The organism is Pseudactinotalea sp. Z1739 (assembly GCF_049725055.1).
In the GTDB taxonomy this organism is placed as follows: Bacteria; Actinomycetota; Actinomycetes; order Actinomycetales; family Beutenbergiaceae; genus CALKWS01.
Map to the genome: position 1 here is coordinate 304,913 of NZ_JBMPQA010000005.1, position 16,442 is coordinate 321,354.

Sequence of the window (16,442 nt, forward strand, 5' to 3'; positions counted from 1 at the left end):
ATCAGGGTACCCGGAAGGGGTACCGGGTACGTAGTACGGTTGAGGCGTAGACGCCTCGAGCGCGGCGGTCAGCGGTTGCCCTTGGAGCGGTTATGCGGCACGCAGAGCATCTCGCAGTTGGCGAGGTCGGAGGCGCCCCCCTTGCTCCACGCCGTCACATGGTCGGCGTCCATCTCGCTCAGTTCGTAGATGCGCGTCGCGTTGGTGTTGTTGCCGCTCGCGCACATCGGGCAGTTTGACGTTCCGTCCGCTTCTCCTTGTGTCGTCTGCTGCACGTAGGCGGCCAGTTTCGTTCTCTCGTCGAAGACACGGACGTCGAGCAGCTTCGTGGCTTCCTCACCGCCCAGCAGGTACTCGTAGATGCCGCGCTTGTTCTTGACGTCGATGTCACCCATGAGGGTCGCGACCCGGTCTTCGAGCTTGATCGGGTCGAGAACGGCGTCCTTGTACTTGTTGTACAGCGGCCCCCACTTGACCGACCTCATCTGTGCGCGTTTTTTGGGGAAGATCGCCTCCACCCAGTCGATGACACCCTTGAAGTACAGCCAGAGTTCATTGGCGTTTGTGTCGTGCTGGTGATCGCGCATGTACTCGTCGACCTTGCCATCGTTGATCCACTCGATGGCGGTCTGCAGGTAGTCCTGCCGGATGGGTGAGCCGGTCATATAGTCGGAGGCGATTGCGTATGCTGGGCACCCGTTCTTGCTGAAGTACCGCTTTGCAGCGGATACCCACGGGCCGTGATACACCGCGTTGCGTAGCTCTTGATCGGTGAGCTCTTCACCTGCGATGTTGATCGTCTTGAACCAGTCGAGTTTCTCGGAGTCGGTGCCTTCGCAGAGATAGACCATCAGCTCGTAGTCCAGAATCTGCTGCTGCTGGTCCTCCTGGAGGTTGTGGAAGGCCAACTGGTGACCGTCGATGAGGATGGAGAAGTCGCCCTCGACGTATTGGCAGATCGAGATGGTGCGCTGCTGGCCGTCGATGATCTCGTACTCGACGCCGTCGTCCTCGGGTTTGTCGATGACCGACCAGTACATAACGTTCAGTGGGAAGTCGCGGCGCACGGTCTCGATGACGGCGTCGCGTTGCTTGTCCTTGTAGACGAACTCTCGTTGATAGGGCGGGCGCACGTCGAGCTTGCCGCCGTAGGCCCGCACGCCCAGCTCGTCGTTGTCCTCGTAGTCGGCGACCAAGTCTCGAACCGAAATCCTCTTGAGTTCGATTCTCATGAGGTGACCTCCTTGCGCCGGATGAGAATTCGTGCGTACATCTGGATGTACGTTGCTCCGTCCACCTCGTAGTAGGTCTTGCCGATCGGGGGAGTTTCAACCTTCAAGGCTGGCCCATCGTTGAGCTTGGTGACCTTGCTCCTAACGCCTTTTGCGCTGACTTGAGTCTGCTGAGGGTAGACCTTGCTCGGCTTGCCCAGCGGCGCCTTGGCGATGCCGACGATGTCGAACTGGTCGGGGTTATACTTCCCTAGGAAGGTGATCGGCACGCCCATGACGCCGTCCCAGTCGAGGGGGATATCCACAGCCTTGGAAACCTCGATGGCGTCGTAGTTGTCGTACATCGGGTAGTCGGCGGCATTGTAAGCCTTGAATAGCGTCAGGTCCTCGTGACGTTTGGAATGGTCCAAATTTGTGAACCATGCGGAGCTGCCGATCGTCTGGTACCTCTGCCCGTTCTCGTCGGTTCGCTGGCCAGACTTCACGGGGAAGTCATCCTTGATACGGAACCACATCTGCCCGGTGCCAGCCCGGGTGACGCCCAGCCAGATGCGGTCGTGCTGAATGTGCGGCCAGATCTCCTTGTAGGTCACCGCGTTCATGTTCCCGATGACGAGGAACTTCTTGTTGTGCTCGATGAGCTGGGCGATGTATTCGCGGAACAGGCTGAACGGAGGGTTAGTAACGACGATGTCGGCCTGTTCCAGGAGGGTGATGCTCTCGGGCGAGCGGAAGTCGCCGTCACCGTCGAAGTGCTGTACCTCGATCTCGTCGCGTCCAGGGATCTTGTCCCCGTCTTTGTCGCCTTCGTACTCGAGATAGATGGCGCGTTCGCTGTCCCCTGTGGAGAACAGGTCCATGTCCTTGCTCTTGTAACACGCGGCGATCAGCTTCTTCAGGCCCAGCTTCTCGAAGTTGTAGCTGAAGTAGTGGAAGAACTCGGACTCGCGGGGGTCGTCGCAGTTGAGGTAGACGACCTTGCCCTTGAAGTGCTTCCGGTAGTGCCGCAGCTCCTTCTCGATGTCGCTGAGCTGCGTGTAGAACTCGTCGTCCTTCGCCGCTTTCGCGTCTCCAAGACTCTGCCGCTTCGCCGTCACACTCACTCCGCTCGATAAGTTGGCCGCGCCGCCAAGGGTGGGGGCACGCTGGAACTCATCGTATAGAGGGATCCTCGAAGCGAAGGTCCAGCTCGCGAAGGCGGGGACCATCAAACTGGGGAGGAGCGGCTGCTTCAGCCCCGACGCGCTTGGCCGCATGCCGCGCCATCCAACGCCAGACCTTGCCATCGGGGTACCAGTCCCATGTGGGGCAGCTTGCCAGTGATCGGGAGCGAGTATCAGCGGATCCGGTGCCCGTTCTTTGGTGCGTGTCCGCACTTGATGGGAGGCTTGGTGCCAGGCGAGGCGCGTGGGGAGGCATCGTGACGGAGCGAGATGCATTGACGGTTCGGGTCGCCATCCCTGCACCGATGGTTGATCCTGCGATGCTTGAGCGATTCGCGAAGGCGATGAAGGATCTCACCTCGGGTGCCAGTAGTGCGTCGTGGGCGTTTACCCGCCTGTCCGTGGGTTCACTCGACACGGCAGCGCGTCCGATGGTCGCCACCGAGGACGAGGTGCAGCGCGAACTCGACGGGCTAGCGCAGGGCCTCGCAGCTTTGGAAGCCGGCCGGCTGCCCCGCGGCTGGAACCGGGAGGCCCTGTCTGGCATCGAGACGCTGGATGGGCTCGCCGAAGTGGTGATGGTCGGTGTAGGAGCCCGCTTCTCCCATCGCCCCCTGTCACAGATCGCAGAGCAAGCCAAATCCCTCCTCAAGGTCGAGCTCCCGTCACTTGGCTCACTTGAGGGCGTGATCGACAGCGTCAGCCTCCGGGGGACCTCACCACGGTTCGGCATGATCGACGCCACGTCGGGCAAGGCGGTCACGGTCAGCTTCGCTCAGCACTTCGAGTCGCCGGTGCTTGCCTTCTTCCACGACCGTACCCGCGTGCTCGCCCGTGGCCGACTGTTCCGTGACGCGGCCGGTGCAAAGCAGCGCATGACCCTCAGTAGTCTGCGTGCGCTGGATGCCCCCACGAACTTGAGCGTCCACGACGTGGTGGGCGCCCTCGGGGACCTGCCAAAGGGCGTCGACTCTGTCGAGTGGATCAGGCGGCAGCGTGGCTAAGGTCGTCGTGCCGAAGGTAGCGATCGACTCGTGCGTCTTCGTCAACGTGCTGTGTAGGGGCGACGACCCAGGCGAGCCGGAGCGGTTCCCTCACAGCGTCCAGGTGTTCGAAGCGGTCGCGTCAGGCGGCCTCCAGGCGATCATCTCGGCGCTGGTCCCGGCCGAGGTGCTCGGAGCCCACTCCATTAGGGGAACCGCCGAGAAACGCGACGAGATGTATCGCCGCCGTAAGGACGCCCGCGCCTGGCTCACTAACGGCAACTTCATGCTGGTGGAGGTCGAGCGGACCATCGTCGAACAGGCCGCGGACCTTGCCCACACGCACCAGCTCAAGGGTGCCGACGCCGTGATCCTGGCAAGCGCCATCGAGGCGGCCTGCGATGTCCTCTACACATGGGACGACGACCTTCTCAAGGTGGAAGGGCGCGTGGATGTCGCGATCCGCACTCCGGACGCGTACATCCCTGGCGGGGATCCCGACCTATTCGCGCTTGCAGAAAGCGGTGAGGGCTGACCGCCGTGCGTGTCGAGCCTGCTGCGTGGGACGCCAACGCTCACAAGTGGTAGGAGATCGTCAACGAACAGCCCAACCTGCCCTATCGCGCGCAGTAGTCCCTGCCAGACGTGCCAGTGACGGCCCCGCCTCGAATTGGGGCCGCGACGGCGTCAAGCTCGTGGAGACGTTCGCCTGAACGCGCACGCGTCAACATGACGGTGTCTGGCGTCACCTATTTGAGAGTGCGCCCTCCTGGAACCAGCGGATGACCCGGTCCCAGTAGGTGCGTTGGCGGCACCCGCAAATTGGGAGTTTGAGAGTGATAATCCTCATAGATATCCCATTGAATCATTCCACTGCGCTCGCCCGGGCCCATCGATTTAGCAACGTCGGACCTTGGCTGGAGCGGCGGGATCACCCCCGCTGTCAAGGTCGCTGGTGCTGCTGCCGCGGCGGGAAGGGCGGTCGAACTTTCACCGTTGGCTTCACCCCAAGGACAGCAGCCAGAGCAGCTGCAAGGCCCGACCCAGCGAGGAGGTCAGGGCAGCAGTCCAGAGTCATCTCGCAGACGGACTCCGTACCCTGTCGGGCCTGACGCCCGCGGTGGCGCATGCCGCGGCAGGCATCTCGGTACCACGACAGGCAGCCGCATCGCTTGTCGGCAAAGCAGTCGGCATCAGCCCGAAGTGGATGGGGCCGATTTCACTAGTTGTTCCATGGGTCGCCGCGATCGGTGCAGTGGTTGGCGGTGCCGTCGCCTTTCAGGCTGTGAGGCCCGCAGGGAAGCAGCCGGTCTGGCATGAGCGAAAGGACTCGGACTTAAGCCGCTGGCCGTCTGGTACGCGCCGAAGCCAGCCAGACTCGTAGAACGTCCGGGCCTCATTGAATGGGCCTCGAGGCAGGGATCTTTCGTGCCTGGCTGGAGCAGCGGGGGACGAGGCTGCGGTGAGGTGGAGTAGTTGCGGGTAAGGGGCAGCCGCGCAGGCCGTCGATATTGCCCGCCAACTCGCTGGTGCTGGGACCGTGACCGCCCCGAACCAACTCTGGTCGCCGTCGCGACCTGGTCCGGCATGGTCACGTCGCGTTCATCTTCGAGGTCTTCTCCCGGATGATCGTGGGCTGGCGAGCGGCCACCGCCATGAGTACCTATGCCTCTTGAGCACGGAATCGGGGCACGCCGCCAGCAAGGCGTCAGCGATCCAGCCCGGGCTGGTCCAACTCACCGCCTGCGTTCACCCACAGGCTCGTCGAAGCCGGTGTCGACTCTCCCACACCCTGCACTGGGTCCACTGGCCCAACTGGAAGAGTCATGAAACTCGCGATCTACGTCGCAAGGGGCAATGTCATCGCCGACGAGCCGAGACCGTGACGGGCAGGAGGCAGGCAACGGCCAACACGAGAAGGACGAACAGCATGACCGAGTAATTGAGCCAGCGAGTCAAAGCAGCCATGACGGCGGGCAGCAGGAAGCCCGAGTAACTCACCGCGTAGAAGGTCCCGGTGAGTAGGCTGCGGCGGTGTAGGGGAGCGATGCGCTGAACCTCGCGCAGACCGGAGACCAGGTTGAGTCCGTAACTTGCGCCGAGCAGCACCGACGCGAGAATGCCCAATGTTGGACTGGTCATCACGCTGGCTGCGATGGCGACGCTGATACCGCACGCGAGGATCACCAGTGCCGCGACGGTCGCGTGAGCGTGTACCGGATGATCGAGGCGGCGCGCGAGCGGCTGTATCGCGACACCAGCCGAGAATGTGAGTGCGATGAGCAATGCGGCGTAGCCCACGGCGTGGGGGCCGACCGCTGCGGCGACGGTCACCGGTACGACGGCAAAGGAAATGGCGTTCGCCCCGAAGATCCACGGCGCCGCAGGGAGGACCACCCAACGAAAGCGTGGAACGTGTCCGGGCGGGATGCACGAGCGGCGTGGCTTCCGGTGTGTTCGCGGCCCCAGGCGCGTGCGTGGTAACGGCTCTGGCACCGAGGGGAGGCCGGTGAGAGCGACGATAACGACAACCAGGTGCAGTAGGTAGGGGAGTACCTGCGGGGCGGGTGCCCACTGTGCGCAGGCGGCGGTGACGGTCGGTCCTAGCCCGAATCCGACGGTCAGTGCGCTTGCCGCGCGCCTAGCGCCAGCGCCAGGCGCTACGGCGAGTTCGTAAGGGGGTCGAGATATCTCGATGATCCAGCCCGTGGCTGCTGTCATCCCCATCCCCACCGACAATCCGGTCACGAACCTTCCGACCAGCAAGAATGCCGGATCGCTGGGCCCGAGGGTCATAAGGGCCGAACCGATCAGGGCCGCCACCGCTGAGAGGGTCGTGACCGGCCGTGGCCCAAACCGGTCCGACGCGGGGCCGCTGACCAGCAGAGCGGGGACCAGGCCGAGGACGTACACGCTCAGGACGGTGTTGACCGCCACGAGCGAGAGGTCGAGGCTCTCCTGGTACAGGAGCATCAGCGGGGTGAACTGGTTGCCGCCCCATCCGACCACGGTCAGCAGCAGTGCTAGGCGGGCCCAGGGCTGGTGCCAGAAGCCCGGGCGGGCAGAACTTCTCATGGGCGCCCGGGGCGCGCGACTCTCACTATGCGCGCGTCTCCGCGTGATAGATCCACCCATCGACCACCGACGGCGTCAGGATCTCCTCCAGGACAGCGGTGGCTGCGCCCTGGACGCCGGCGTCGTCGCCGAGTGCGGCATGCGCGATGGTGACGGACTCGCTGGCGGCAGGTAGCGCCCCGGTGTAGATCGACTCGCGGACCCCCGCGAGCAGGTAGTCGCCGGCGTCGTCAAGATAGCCCCACACGGCAAGGGCCTCGGGATTGAGCAGGTTGACTACTCCGGCCAGGACCTCCCCGAGTTCACGGCCGCCCTGCCGGATCGCCTGGATGGCCTCGATATCACCGGCTGCTGCGCGCTGGGAGAGTTCTCGCGCCGACAACGCCGATTCGCCGTCTGCGCGCCGTAGCCTGGTCACCAACGCCGCACCGCTCGCCGTGGCGTTGAGACATCCCAGGTTCCCACAGTCGCACTGCGCGGTGCTGCCCTTCACCGGCGTATGGGCGATCGCCCCGGCCAGTCCTGTGCCTCCACGGAACACCTGGCCGTTAATTACGATGCCGCAGCCGATGGTCGTGCCGACCTTGACGCAGGCGAACACCCTCGCGTTGGGGAATGACGAGCGTTGCTCGGCTAGTGCCATCAGATTGACGTCCTGGTCGACGTAGACCGGGACCTCGAGCGCTCCTCGCATATGGCCGGACACGTCGAAGGCCTCCCACTGCCGGGGCCCGCGCCTCCCGGTCGTGCGTACCGCGGCGAGTTCAGTACTGCCGGGAATGCCTAGGCCAACCCCGCGGAGTTGATCGCGCGCGGCTCCGATGGCAAGTAGGTGCTCGTCAAGGGTGTCGAGGACGGTGGCGAATACTCGGTGCGGTCCGAGGCTCAAATTGACGTCGACGGTCCGGCTCATGAGGACTTGGGCGGACAGGTCGGTAATCGCCACACGGGAGCCCGACATGCCCAACTGTACGGCGAGCACCAGGCCGGCACCGGCATTGAAGGCATAACGCATGGGGGGTCGGCCGCGCCCGAGCGCGACTTCGCCATCTGGCACGAGCAGTCCGTTACGGACGAGAAGTTCGATGCGTTCGGCGACCGTCGAGCGGGCGACCGACATGAGGGTGGCGATCTCTGAGGTCGTGGCCGCCGCGCCCGAGCGTACCAGTTGCAACACCTCACCGGTCCGTGAGACACGGACGGGCACTGTCTCGCCTCCCTGACGAACCGCTGCGCTCACCTGCAATGACGTCTGACCCACGCGTGCATCCCTTCACGTCTCCTTCGCTGATCCCGACCTTACACGTGATGATGATCCACAGAATAGAACTACTTGACGTTGATAGGTGGACGAGTTAGATTGACAGTCGTCGTTAATCCGGCAGAAGTCCACCCAAGGGAGAGTGACCTGATGAGGCAACGTCGCACGCTGATCGGCGCAAGTGCCATGACGAGCATGCTGCTCCTAGCCGCCTGTGGAGGCGGGGGCGGCGACACCGATACCGAGCCTGGAAGCGATGGCGAGGCCGATGGCGACCAAACGCTGACAGTGTGGAGTTACTTCACCACCCCAGGCCAGATATCGGCGCTGGAGGAGCAGAACGCACTCTTCGAGGCCGCCTACCCGGAGGTCACGCTAGAGAGCGTGACTCTGCCGGGGGACCAGGTGGTGCAACGCCTGCTGTCCACGGCGACCACCCAAGACGGGCCGGACGTCGTATTCGACAATGTCGTGGTCGACTTCCCGACACTGGCCGGCTCCGGCGTCCTGTATGACATGAGCTCGTACTGGTCGGAGTACGAGGACGCCGAGCAGTTCCCGGACAACGCAACCTGGGAGTACGAGGGCGGCATCTACAACGTAATGTCCTACACCAATCTCCTCGGCCTGTACTACAACGCGGACGCCCTCGCCGAGATCGGCATTGAGCCCCCGACCACGATCGAGGAGTTCGACACGGCCCTGAATGCCGTGCACGAGGACGGACGCTACACCCCACTTGCCCTTTCGGGCGCTCCCGACGTCGGAACCGCCTGGGTGACGTTCCCTCAACTACTTGGTGAGGGCGTCGATTACTGCAACATCACCGTCGAAGACACAACGGAAGTGTTCTCACGCGTGGAGTCATGGGCAGACAGCGGGATCATTCCGCAGGACGCGGCAACCTGGGACCAGACCGATGCCTGGCAGCCGTTCATGACGGGCAACTATGCCTTCGCGATCAACGGAAACTGGCAGCTCGGCGGTGTACCGGACGCGGACTTCGAGATCGGAACCACGCGCTACCCGGCAGGGTCCGAGGGCAGCCACGTATTCCCGGGCGGTGAGGGGATCGCCATCGGTGAGTTCTCCGAGAACCCAGACCTCGCCTGGGCCTATATCGAGACGGCGTTCATGTCAGCCGAAGGGTCAGAGATCAACTACGAGCACTCCGGCCAGATCCCCATGCGAGCGGATGTAGCCGAGAACCTGGACCTAGGGGCCAACGAACTCGTGATCCCGTTCGTCGAGGCCGCTGCCGAGACAGGCACCTGGCCGGCGAACGAACAGACCGGCGAGATGCAACTCCAGTTCGGTCAGGCCGTGAGCGCGGTTATCTCCGGGCAGTCCTCGGGGGCCGAGGCCGCCGAAGCAGCCGTCACCGCGATTGAGGAGGCACGCGAGGCGGGCGGCGGCGGTTGCTAACAATGGCACGCGCTGCTTCTACCTCGACCCTTGAGGACACCGAAGGCGCAGAACGGAAGCGCAAACGTAAGGCTCTGGCGCCTCCCTCACCGGCTCCGTACCTGTTGCCCGCGATCCTCGTTGCCGCTGCGCTGTCGGTCTACCCGCTCATCGAGATGGTGCGGATGGCCTTCAGTTCGGTGGGCCCGACCGACCTAATCGGGGAGTGGGAGTTCCTCGGACTGGAGAACTTTCGCAATGTCCTCGCCAGCGACGTGTTCTGGCAGTCCGTCCGAGCGACGGCCATCCTGACCGTCGGACTGATCGCCTCCAACCTGGTCTTGGGTTACCTCGGTGCGATGGCGCTCGCACGCCGGGGCCGGCTCGCCTCGGGGGTGCTCGCGCTGTCCGTCTTCGTCTGGGCACTGCCGCCCCTTGTCTCCGGTTCTGTGTGGAAGTTCATGCTCTCCGGTGACGGAGTGGTCAACGCCATGCTGGGACTCCTAGGTGTCGGGTCGGTCAACTGGCTGAGTTCGCCGCAGGTCGCGCTCGGGTCAGTCACCTTTGTCACCGCGTGGGCGGCGCTTCCCTTCGCGATCCTCGTCATCCGCGGCGGTTTGCTTGGGATCTCCCCAGAGGTGCTCGAGGCGGCGGCCATTGACGGCGCTGGACCGATCCGGACCACGGTGAGTGTGATCCTGCCGTTGCTCCGTCCTACCTTCGGAGTGCTACTGATCCTGACGATCCTCCACTCGTTCCGAAGTTTCGACTTTGTGTTCGTGATGACTAGCGGGGGGCCCGGGACTGTGACGAACACGCTGCCCTACTTTGCCTACACCACAGCGTTCTCAAGCTACGACTTCGGCGTCGGCAGCACCATCGCTGCTCTATCGATGCTGATCATCGCCGTGCTGGCCATCCCATACATCCTTGGCGTGCGAAAGGAGGAGCAGCAGTGAGCAGGCATTTGAGAAGCGTGCTTCCTGTCGGGTTCACGCTCGTCCTGGCGGTGATCTACACCGTCCCGTTGCTCTGGATAGTCCTGACCACTTTCAAGAGCAACAGCCAGGTCCTCAGGGCGCCGAACAGCATCATCTTCACCCCGACCTTCGACACCCTGGAAACGATCTTCTCCGCCGCGACGGACTCCATCGGCATCTCCCTGGCGGTCTCGAGCATCGTAACCGTGTCCGTGGTTGCCATCGCGGTGCCGGCGGCGTACGCCATCGCGCGCCGTGTCTCGGCAACCTGGGTCACGGTGGGGGCGATCGCCCTGGGCATCTTCCTCGTGCTCCAGATGGTTCCCCAGCCAATGGCGGTCATCCCGATATACGGGATCCTGGCCAACTGGGGACTGGTGAATTCCATCGCCGGGCTGGTCCTGGCCGACACCGCACTATTTCTGCCGTTCGCGATCTTGCTGCTGCGCCCGTTCGTGCTGGCCATCCCCACCGAGTTGTACGAGGCCGCACAGATCGACGGCGCGAGCCAGCGCCGTACTTTCCGCTCGATCGTCGTCCCGCTGTTACCCAACGGCATCGCGACTGTCGCCTCGTTGCTGTTCATCATGACCTGGGGTGAGTTCATCTACGCCACCACCCTGCTCGATCCCAGTTCGATGCCGGTCAGTGGTCTGCTCGCGCAGCAGGTCTCAATGTACGGCGTCAATTGGAACCAGATGATGGGGCTGGCGCTACTCACGTCGTTGCCTCTGCTCCTCGTCTTCCTCATTGCCAAGCGATACCTCGTAGAGGGTCTATCCGTGGGAGCTGTGAAATGACCTCGACCAATGAGCGCGTGCTGGAGTTGGACTCTAGCCGCGATGCCAAGCCGATCGCCCTGGTTGGAGCGCTCGACACCAAGGGCGCGGAGTACGCCTTTCTACGGGAGGAGGTCGAGAGCACCGGGCAGCAGGTCCTGCTCATCGACATCGGCGTGCTGGGCGAGCCGACCCTAGCCGCGGACATCCCCCGCGAGTCCGTGGCAGCCAAGCACGGGACCTCGATCGAGGAGTTGCAGCGCGCCGGTGAGCGCGGCCCAGGCATGCGCGCCATGGCCGCAGGCGCCGCGGACCACCTGCGGGAACTCGTGGAGGAGGGCGCGGTCGCGGGGGTGCTCGCCGTCGGCGGTTCCAACGCGGCATACATCATGGCCCGTATCAGCGAGGTATTGCCCGTCGGGTTCCCCAAGGTCCTCGTTTCAACTATGGCTTCCGGCGACACCCGTCCGTACGTCGGTTCCACCGACCTGACGATGATGAACCCGATCGTGGATATCAACGGCCTCAACCGCATCACTAGGCCGATTCTTCGCAACGCCGCCCGCGGCGTCGTCGGAATGGCCGCACCGACGGAGGGTCAGGCGGTCCAGGACGCCCCGATAGTAGCGATCTCCATGTTCGGTGTCACCACCCCGTGTGCGAGCCACCTAACCAAGCAGTTGCAGGGGTCGGCCGAGCCGTTGAGCTTTCATGCCAACGGTGCCGGCGGACGAGCACTCGAGGCATTGGTGCGATCGGGCCAAATCCAGGCCGTGGCCGACATGACCACTACGGAACTGGCGGACGAACTCTTCGGTGGCGTCTGCTCCGCAGGGCCGGACCGGCTGACCGCTGCGGGAACAGCGGGGATCCCCCAGGTAGTCAGTCTCGGCGCGCTCGACATGGTCAACTTCGGCCCCCGATCGACCGTCCCGGCGCACCTAGAGGGCCGCCTATTTTACGAACACAACCCGGAGGTCACGCTCATGCGGACCAACCCGGAGGAGTGCGCCCAGTTGGGCGCCTCCCTCGCTGAGCGGCTGAACCAAGCGCGAGGTTACCGAGCGGTCGTGATTCCCACTCGCGGGGTGTCGATGATCTCGGTGGCCGGAGCGCCGTTCCACGACCCGGCCGCCGACGAGGCCTTGATCGAGAGCCTTCGGGCGGGGCTGAACTCGGAGGTAGTGGTCGTGGTCCTCGATACCGACATCAACGCCCCAGTGGTCGCCGAGACCATTTCCACACTCATTCTGGACCACATCGAGAAGGGCGAACATGTCTGACAGCCGAACCCAGGTACTCACCCGACTGCACGAGAAGATTCGTTCCGGCCGGCCCGTCATTGGCGGTGGCGCCGGGACGGGACTGTCCGCAAAGTGCGCCGAGGCCGCAGAACTCGACCTCATCGTCATTTACAACTCCGGGCGTTACCGGATGGCTGGGCGAAGCTCGATGGCTGGGCTCATGCCGTACGGCGACGCCAACGCCATCGTGATGGAAATGGCCAGAGAGGTCCTACCGGTGGTACACCGAACTCCGGTGTTCGCGGGTGTGTGCGGCACCGACCCGTTCCGGTCCATCCCCCGCTTCCTCGACGAGGTGGTAAAGGAGGGGTTCAGCGGAGTGCAGAACTATCCGACCGTGTGCCTGTTCGATGGGATCATCCGGGCGAACCTCGAAGAGACCGGCCTTGGGTTCGACAAGGAGGTCGACCTCGTCCGCCACGCGCGCGAACGGGACCTACTGACTATGGCTTACGTCTCTGACGAGGCGGAAGCGACGGCAATGACCGAGGCAGGCGCCGACATCCTCGTGCCGCACATGGGCCTGACGACCTCGGGCATGATCGGCGCGGAGACGGCGCTGACCCTCGACGACGCCACAACACAGGTGGCCGCCCTCCAGCAGGTCATCGCGGGCATCAGGCCTGACGCCATCGTCTTGTGCCACGGCGGGCCCATCGCGGGACCGGAGGAGGCGCGCCATGTGATCTCCAAGGCTGCCGGCGTCCACGGTTTCCTCGGCGCCTCCAGCATGGAACGGCTGCCCACAGAGACGGCGATGGTGGACCACATGCGCTCCTACGCGGATATCTCACTGTCTCAGTGACTGCAGTTACGGCTCGGAAAGTGGGTACGGAAATCATCGCGGAGTGCCTCATTGCTTAGCCAGTCAACAACTGAAGTTCTCAACTACGTGACGACCAACAATTGGAGGATCCATGTATCGAGTGAGCGTGCTGTACGGGACGCCGGAGAACACGGCGGAGTTCGACTCCTACTACGAGAACATCCACATCCCCATCGCACGCAAGATGAAGGGCCTGGTGCGCTGGACCCTGACCAAGCCGGACCGGCAGCAGGGAGAGTTCGAGAACGTCTACCTCGTCGCCGACTTGTATGCCGAGACGAAGGAGCAATTCGACGACATCCTGGCCTCACCTGAAGGCCAGGCGGCGGCGGCCGACGTGGCGAAGTTCGCTACCGGTGGCGCGACGTTCGTCTACGGCGAGGAGAGCGAGGTCTCGCTGGTATGAGGAAGCCAGCCAACGTAGCCGTCGTGGGACTCGGGTTCGGTGAGGCCTTTGTGCCCATCTACCAGGCGCACCCCGGAGTGGGGAAGGTTGCACTCGTGGACCTCTCGACCGAGCGCCTGGAACGAGTGGGCAACGTTTATGGAGTCGAGGCCCGATTCACCGCCTATGAGGACATGCTGGCTGACCCCGCCTGGGATGCTGTCCACATCCTCGCCCCGGTCTCCTTTCATTCGAAGTACACCCTCGCCGCCCTGCGGGCCGGAAAGCACGTGGCGTGCGCGGTCCCGATGGCCACCGACCTTTCAGACATCGAGGAGATCATCGAGGCACAGGTGGCGAGCGGCAAGCAGTACATGATGATGGAAACCTCGGTCTACGCCCGGGAGTTCCGGGCAGTCGAGAACATGCTCCACGACGACACCCTGGGGGAGTTGACGGTCTACAAGGGCGTTCACATCCAGAACTTGGACGGTTACCCGCCGTACTGGCTCGGTTTCCCGCCGATGCAGTACATCACCCACGCGCTCTCACCAGCCCTCAAACTCACCGGAGCTGGAGTGCAGGACGTCGTCGCCTATGGAACCGGGCGTCTCGATGAGGCTCGGATCGGCGACTCAGGTAACCCCTTTCCTACCGAGGTGGGCCTTTTTCGGCTCGCCGGGCACGACTTGGTCCCCGAGGTCACGATGTCCTTCTTCAAGGCAGCGCGGCCCTACATCGAGGGATTCACCGTATACGGCAGCAAGGCCTCGGTGGAGTGGCCCGTGGTCGAAAAGGACCGACCCTTGACCTATGAACTTCAGGACTTGGACCCCCATCAGGCTGACACCGGCCTCCGCGGGCGGCGCTCGCACACGGGCGAACTTGAGATCGACGATGGGACCGAACTGCTTCCGGAACCGTTACGACGGTTCGTGGACCGTTACGAGGTCGTTCCAGCGGACGGTGGCATACCCATCTGGAAGTCGGCCGAGCACGGCGGGTCCCATCCGCACCTCGTGCACGAATTCATCTCATCCATCATCGACGAGCGACCGCCTCTGATCGGGCCGGTGACTGCAGCCGAATGGACAGCACCGGGGATCTGCGCCCATGAGTCTGCGATGAACGACGGCTTGCGGATCGCGGTTCCCCAGTACCGGAGCCGCGCCTGACCTGATGAGTGAGCGGGGCCCCCGCACCTCATGACCCGACCTGGAGTTCTCGGTGGGCTGAACGCCAACGACGGATCGTGTGTATGGCCCGAGAGGTTCGCAAGTAGCGTGGATCAGTAACGGAGAGGCCTGCGGGCTTCCGGTGTCCACGTAGCCATCGCTGATGAATCGGTAATCGCGAGACTCGTCGTACGGACTGGTCCGGAGGAGCGTGAGCGGTTGCTTGCGGGCTAGGCGATTCACTCAAATCTCGGGCAGCAGAGGCGTTATCCGAGGACACAGTCCTCAATGGCCCGTCGCCGGGGACGAGGCCAATACAAGGCCAGCACCGCAACGACCGCACGTAGCGATGCCGGACAAAAGGTTGGTGCCTTAACCTCGATCCACCGATGGGGCGATAAGGCGAGTTGATCTGGGCTGAGATGCTCGAAACGCTGCAAGGGCAGGGGTAAATCGCCGGTCTGTCCGGCTTTTCCACTTGGGGTTCCTTGGTCGTCGGTGCAGGAGTTGGCGCTCAGGTGGATGGTGCTCGGGCCGGCAGGACGTGGTCGTAAAGGTTCGTCCAGGCCTGGTGCCAGGGCCAGTTGGTTGGCAGATGTAGTCGCAGGCGCCGGGCTGAGGAGGCCACCCGGGCGGGGATGTTGATCAACTTGCGCCGGATCGTGGCGGTGTGGGCCCGGGCCAGGTCAGCGGCCCGGGTGGTCGTGGCGGCGGCGCGGGTGAGGTTGAAGGCCATAACCGCGCAGACCAGCCAGGCGGCGTTGGCGTTGAACACCCCTGAGGGCAGGTGCGCCAGCGGCCCGGCCTTCAGATCGGCGTGGACGTTTTCGATGATCGCGTGGGCCCGGTGGACCTGATCAGCAACCACAGTGTCGCGCTCGTCGGTGCTGCTGGTGGTGAAGAAGGCGTGGAAGCGCCACGTTTCGAACAGGGCGCCCTGCCCGGTGTCCTTCTTCGGGTTCAATTCTGGGATGCGGCGCACCACCAGACGCCCGGGGATGTGCTGGGCCTTCTTCTTGGAAGTGAAAGCGGTGTAGTCGATCTCAGCAACTTCAGCCCGTGAGATCCACTTGCCGGTAGCCTCATCGAAGATCGCCTCGGTGTACTTGATCGTCTCCCACGCCGACTCGGCGATGGCGGCGATGGCGCGCTTGATCGCCGGGTCCATCCGCACTGTGATCGACACCTGCGCTCCGGCCTTGTGGCAGGCGGCCACCAGTTCTTGGGAGTAGAACGCCGCATCGCCGCGCACCAGCACTGCCCGTCCGGCCAGATGGGTGCGCTTGATCAGCGCCAACGTATCGGTAGCCAGTCGCTGGGCCCCGCGGGGTGAGCCGGTGGAGCCCTTGCGGAGCCGCTGGGCGGCGATCACCGGGGAGAAGGAGGCGCCCGAGACGGTGGCCAGCAGTGCGTTCAGCCCGCGGACCCCGGAGTAGCCGAACCCCGCGCCCTGCTTGGCATAGCCGTGGACTTCGATGATGGTGTCATCGATATCGACCATCACCGGCCCGGTATCGGCGGCATCGCCGAGCAGGTCGGCGTGCTGGGCCAACTTGCCCAGGAACCGCGAGGCGATCGCATCGCCTTGGCGCACGTGCCCGAAGGTGAAGGACCGCAAGAACGACCCCAGGGTCGAAGGCGCGTAGGGGCGGGTGAAGATCTTGCCCATCGCCCCATGACGTAACAGGGCCATGTCATCGATACTGTCCGCCCCGGCGGCCATCGCGGCCACCAGCGAGGAGATCTTCGCACCAGCATTGGCACCCTTGTCACCAGCGATACTTAACCGCTCCTGCGCCAGAACACTCAGGTCGGCTTTACGGGCCAGGGCCATCAACGGCACCAGCCCAGCGGCCGACACGAGATTGGGGTCAT

At 63.9% G+C, this 16,442-nt stretch carries 14 protein-coding genes; 9 read left to right on the forward strand and 5 right to left on the reverse strand.

What is annotated here, in order from left to right; translation table 11 throughout:
- Window positions 1-68 precede the first annotated feature (68 nt).
- Complete coding sequence (locus ACO0LV_RS09155; RefSeq protein ID WP_424787579.1) at window positions 69-1,232, reverse strand: HNH endonuclease family protein; 1,164 nt, start codon at window positions 1,230-1,232, stop codon at window positions 69-71.
- Window positions 1,229-2,329 (reverse strand): adenine-specific methyltransferase EcoRI family protein, encoded by a 1,101-nt coding sequence (locus ACO0LV_RS09160; protein ID WP_424787580.1) that lies wholly within the window; start codon window positions 2,327-2,329, stop codon window positions 1,229-1,231. Before ACO0LV_RS09160 ends, ACO0LV_RS09155 begins: the two co-directional genes overlap by 4 nt.
- A 323-nt stretch (window positions 2,330-2,652) precedes the next feature.
- Here ACO0LV_RS09160 and ACO0LV_RS09165 point away from each other — a divergent pair, with 323 nt between their 5' ends.
- A complete protein-coding gene (locus ACO0LV_RS09165) occupies window positions 2,653-3,399 on the forward strand; it encodes a hypothetical protein (RefSeq protein WP_424787581.1) in 747 nt (248 codons plus the stop codon).
- Window positions 3,392-3,913, forward strand: a complete 522-nt coding sequence (locus tag ACO0LV_RS09170) for a type II toxin-antitoxin system VapC family toxin (RefSeq protein ID WP_424787582.1) — start codon at window positions 3,392-3,394, stop codon at window positions 3,911-3,913. The genes ACO0LV_RS09165 and ACO0LV_RS09170 overlap by 8 nt, the downstream gene beginning before the upstream one ends.
- Before the next feature lie 1,325 nt (window positions 3,914-5,238).
- On the opposite strand, the gene ACO0LV_RS09175 is transcribed toward ACO0LV_RS09170, so the two are convergent.
- Together ACO0LV_RS09175 and ACO0LV_RS09180 are read right to left on the reverse strand one after the other, a co-directional pair.
- A complete protein-coding gene (locus tag ACO0LV_RS09175) occupies window positions 5,239-6,453 on the reverse strand; it encodes an MFS transporter (RefSeq protein ID WP_424787583.1) in 1,215 nt (404 codons plus the stop codon).
- Window positions 6,454-6,478: 25 nt separating this feature from the next.
- Window positions 6,479-7,630 carry an ROK family protein gene (locus ACO0LV_RS09180; protein WP_424787584.1) on the reverse strand — a complete coding sequence of 384 codons (1,152 nt, stop codon included), beginning with the start codon at window positions 7,628-7,630 and terminating at the stop codon, window positions 6,479-6,481.
- Between the two features lie 234 nt (window positions 7,631-7,864).
- On the opposite strand from ACO0LV_RS09180, the gene ACO0LV_RS09185 reads away from it, so the two are divergent.
- From ACO0LV_RS09185 to ACO0LV_RS09215, 7 genes are all read left to right on the forward strand, one after another.
- Complete coding sequence (locus tag ACO0LV_RS09185; RefSeq protein ID WP_424787585.1) at window positions 7,865-9,139, forward strand: ABC transporter substrate-binding protein; 1,275 nt, start codon at window positions 7,865-7,867, stop codon at window positions 9,137-9,139.
- Window positions 9,140-9,303: 164 nt separating this feature from the next.
- Entirely contained in the window at window positions 9,304-10,077 is a 774-nt protein-coding gene (locus ACO0LV_RS09190) for a carbohydrate ABC transporter permease (protein WP_424787586.1), read from the forward strand.
- Window positions 10,074-10,898 (forward strand): carbohydrate ABC transporter permease, encoded by an 825-nt coding sequence (locus tag ACO0LV_RS09195; protein ID WP_424787587.1) that lies wholly within the window; start codon window positions 10,074-10,076, stop codon window positions 10,896-10,898. The genes ACO0LV_RS09190 and ACO0LV_RS09195 overlap by 4 nt, the downstream gene beginning before the upstream one ends.
- Window positions 10,895-12,160, forward strand: a complete 1,266-nt coding sequence (locus ACO0LV_RS09200) for a Tm-1-like ATP-binding domain-containing protein (protein ID WP_424787588.1) — start codon at window positions 10,895-10,897, stop codon at window positions 12,158-12,160. Before ACO0LV_RS09195 ends, ACO0LV_RS09200 begins: the two co-directional genes overlap by 4 nt.
- Window positions 12,153-12,986 carry a phosphoenolpyruvate hydrolase family protein gene (locus ACO0LV_RS09205; RefSeq protein ID WP_424787589.1) on the forward strand — a complete coding sequence of 278 codons (834 nt, stop codon included), beginning with the start codon at window positions 12,153-12,155 and terminating at the stop codon, window positions 12,984-12,986. The genes ACO0LV_RS09200 and ACO0LV_RS09205 overlap by 8 nt, the downstream gene beginning before the upstream one ends.
- Before the next feature lie 112 nt (window positions 12,987-13,098).
- Window positions 13,099-13,413 carry an EthD family reductase gene (locus tag ACO0LV_RS09210; RefSeq protein WP_424787590.1) on the forward strand — a complete coding sequence of 105 codons (315 nt, stop codon included), beginning with the start codon at window positions 13,099-13,101 and terminating at the stop codon, window positions 13,411-13,413.
- Window positions 13,410-14,567: a Gfo/Idh/MocA family protein gene (locus ACO0LV_RS09215; RefSeq protein WP_424787591.1), complete on the forward strand. Its 1,158-nt coding sequence runs from the start codon at window positions 13,410-13,412 to the stop codon at window positions 14,565-14,567. The genes ACO0LV_RS09210 and ACO0LV_RS09215 overlap by 4 nt, the downstream gene beginning before the upstream one ends.
- A gap of 514 nt (window positions 14,568-15,081) precedes the next feature.
- Here the strand turns inward: ACO0LV_RS09215 and ACO0LV_RS09220 are convergent.
- Window positions 15,082-16,442 (reverse strand): IS1380 family transposase (locus ACO0LV_RS09220; protein ID WP_424787592.1); only part of this gene is annotated, 1,361 nt, incomplete at its 5' end.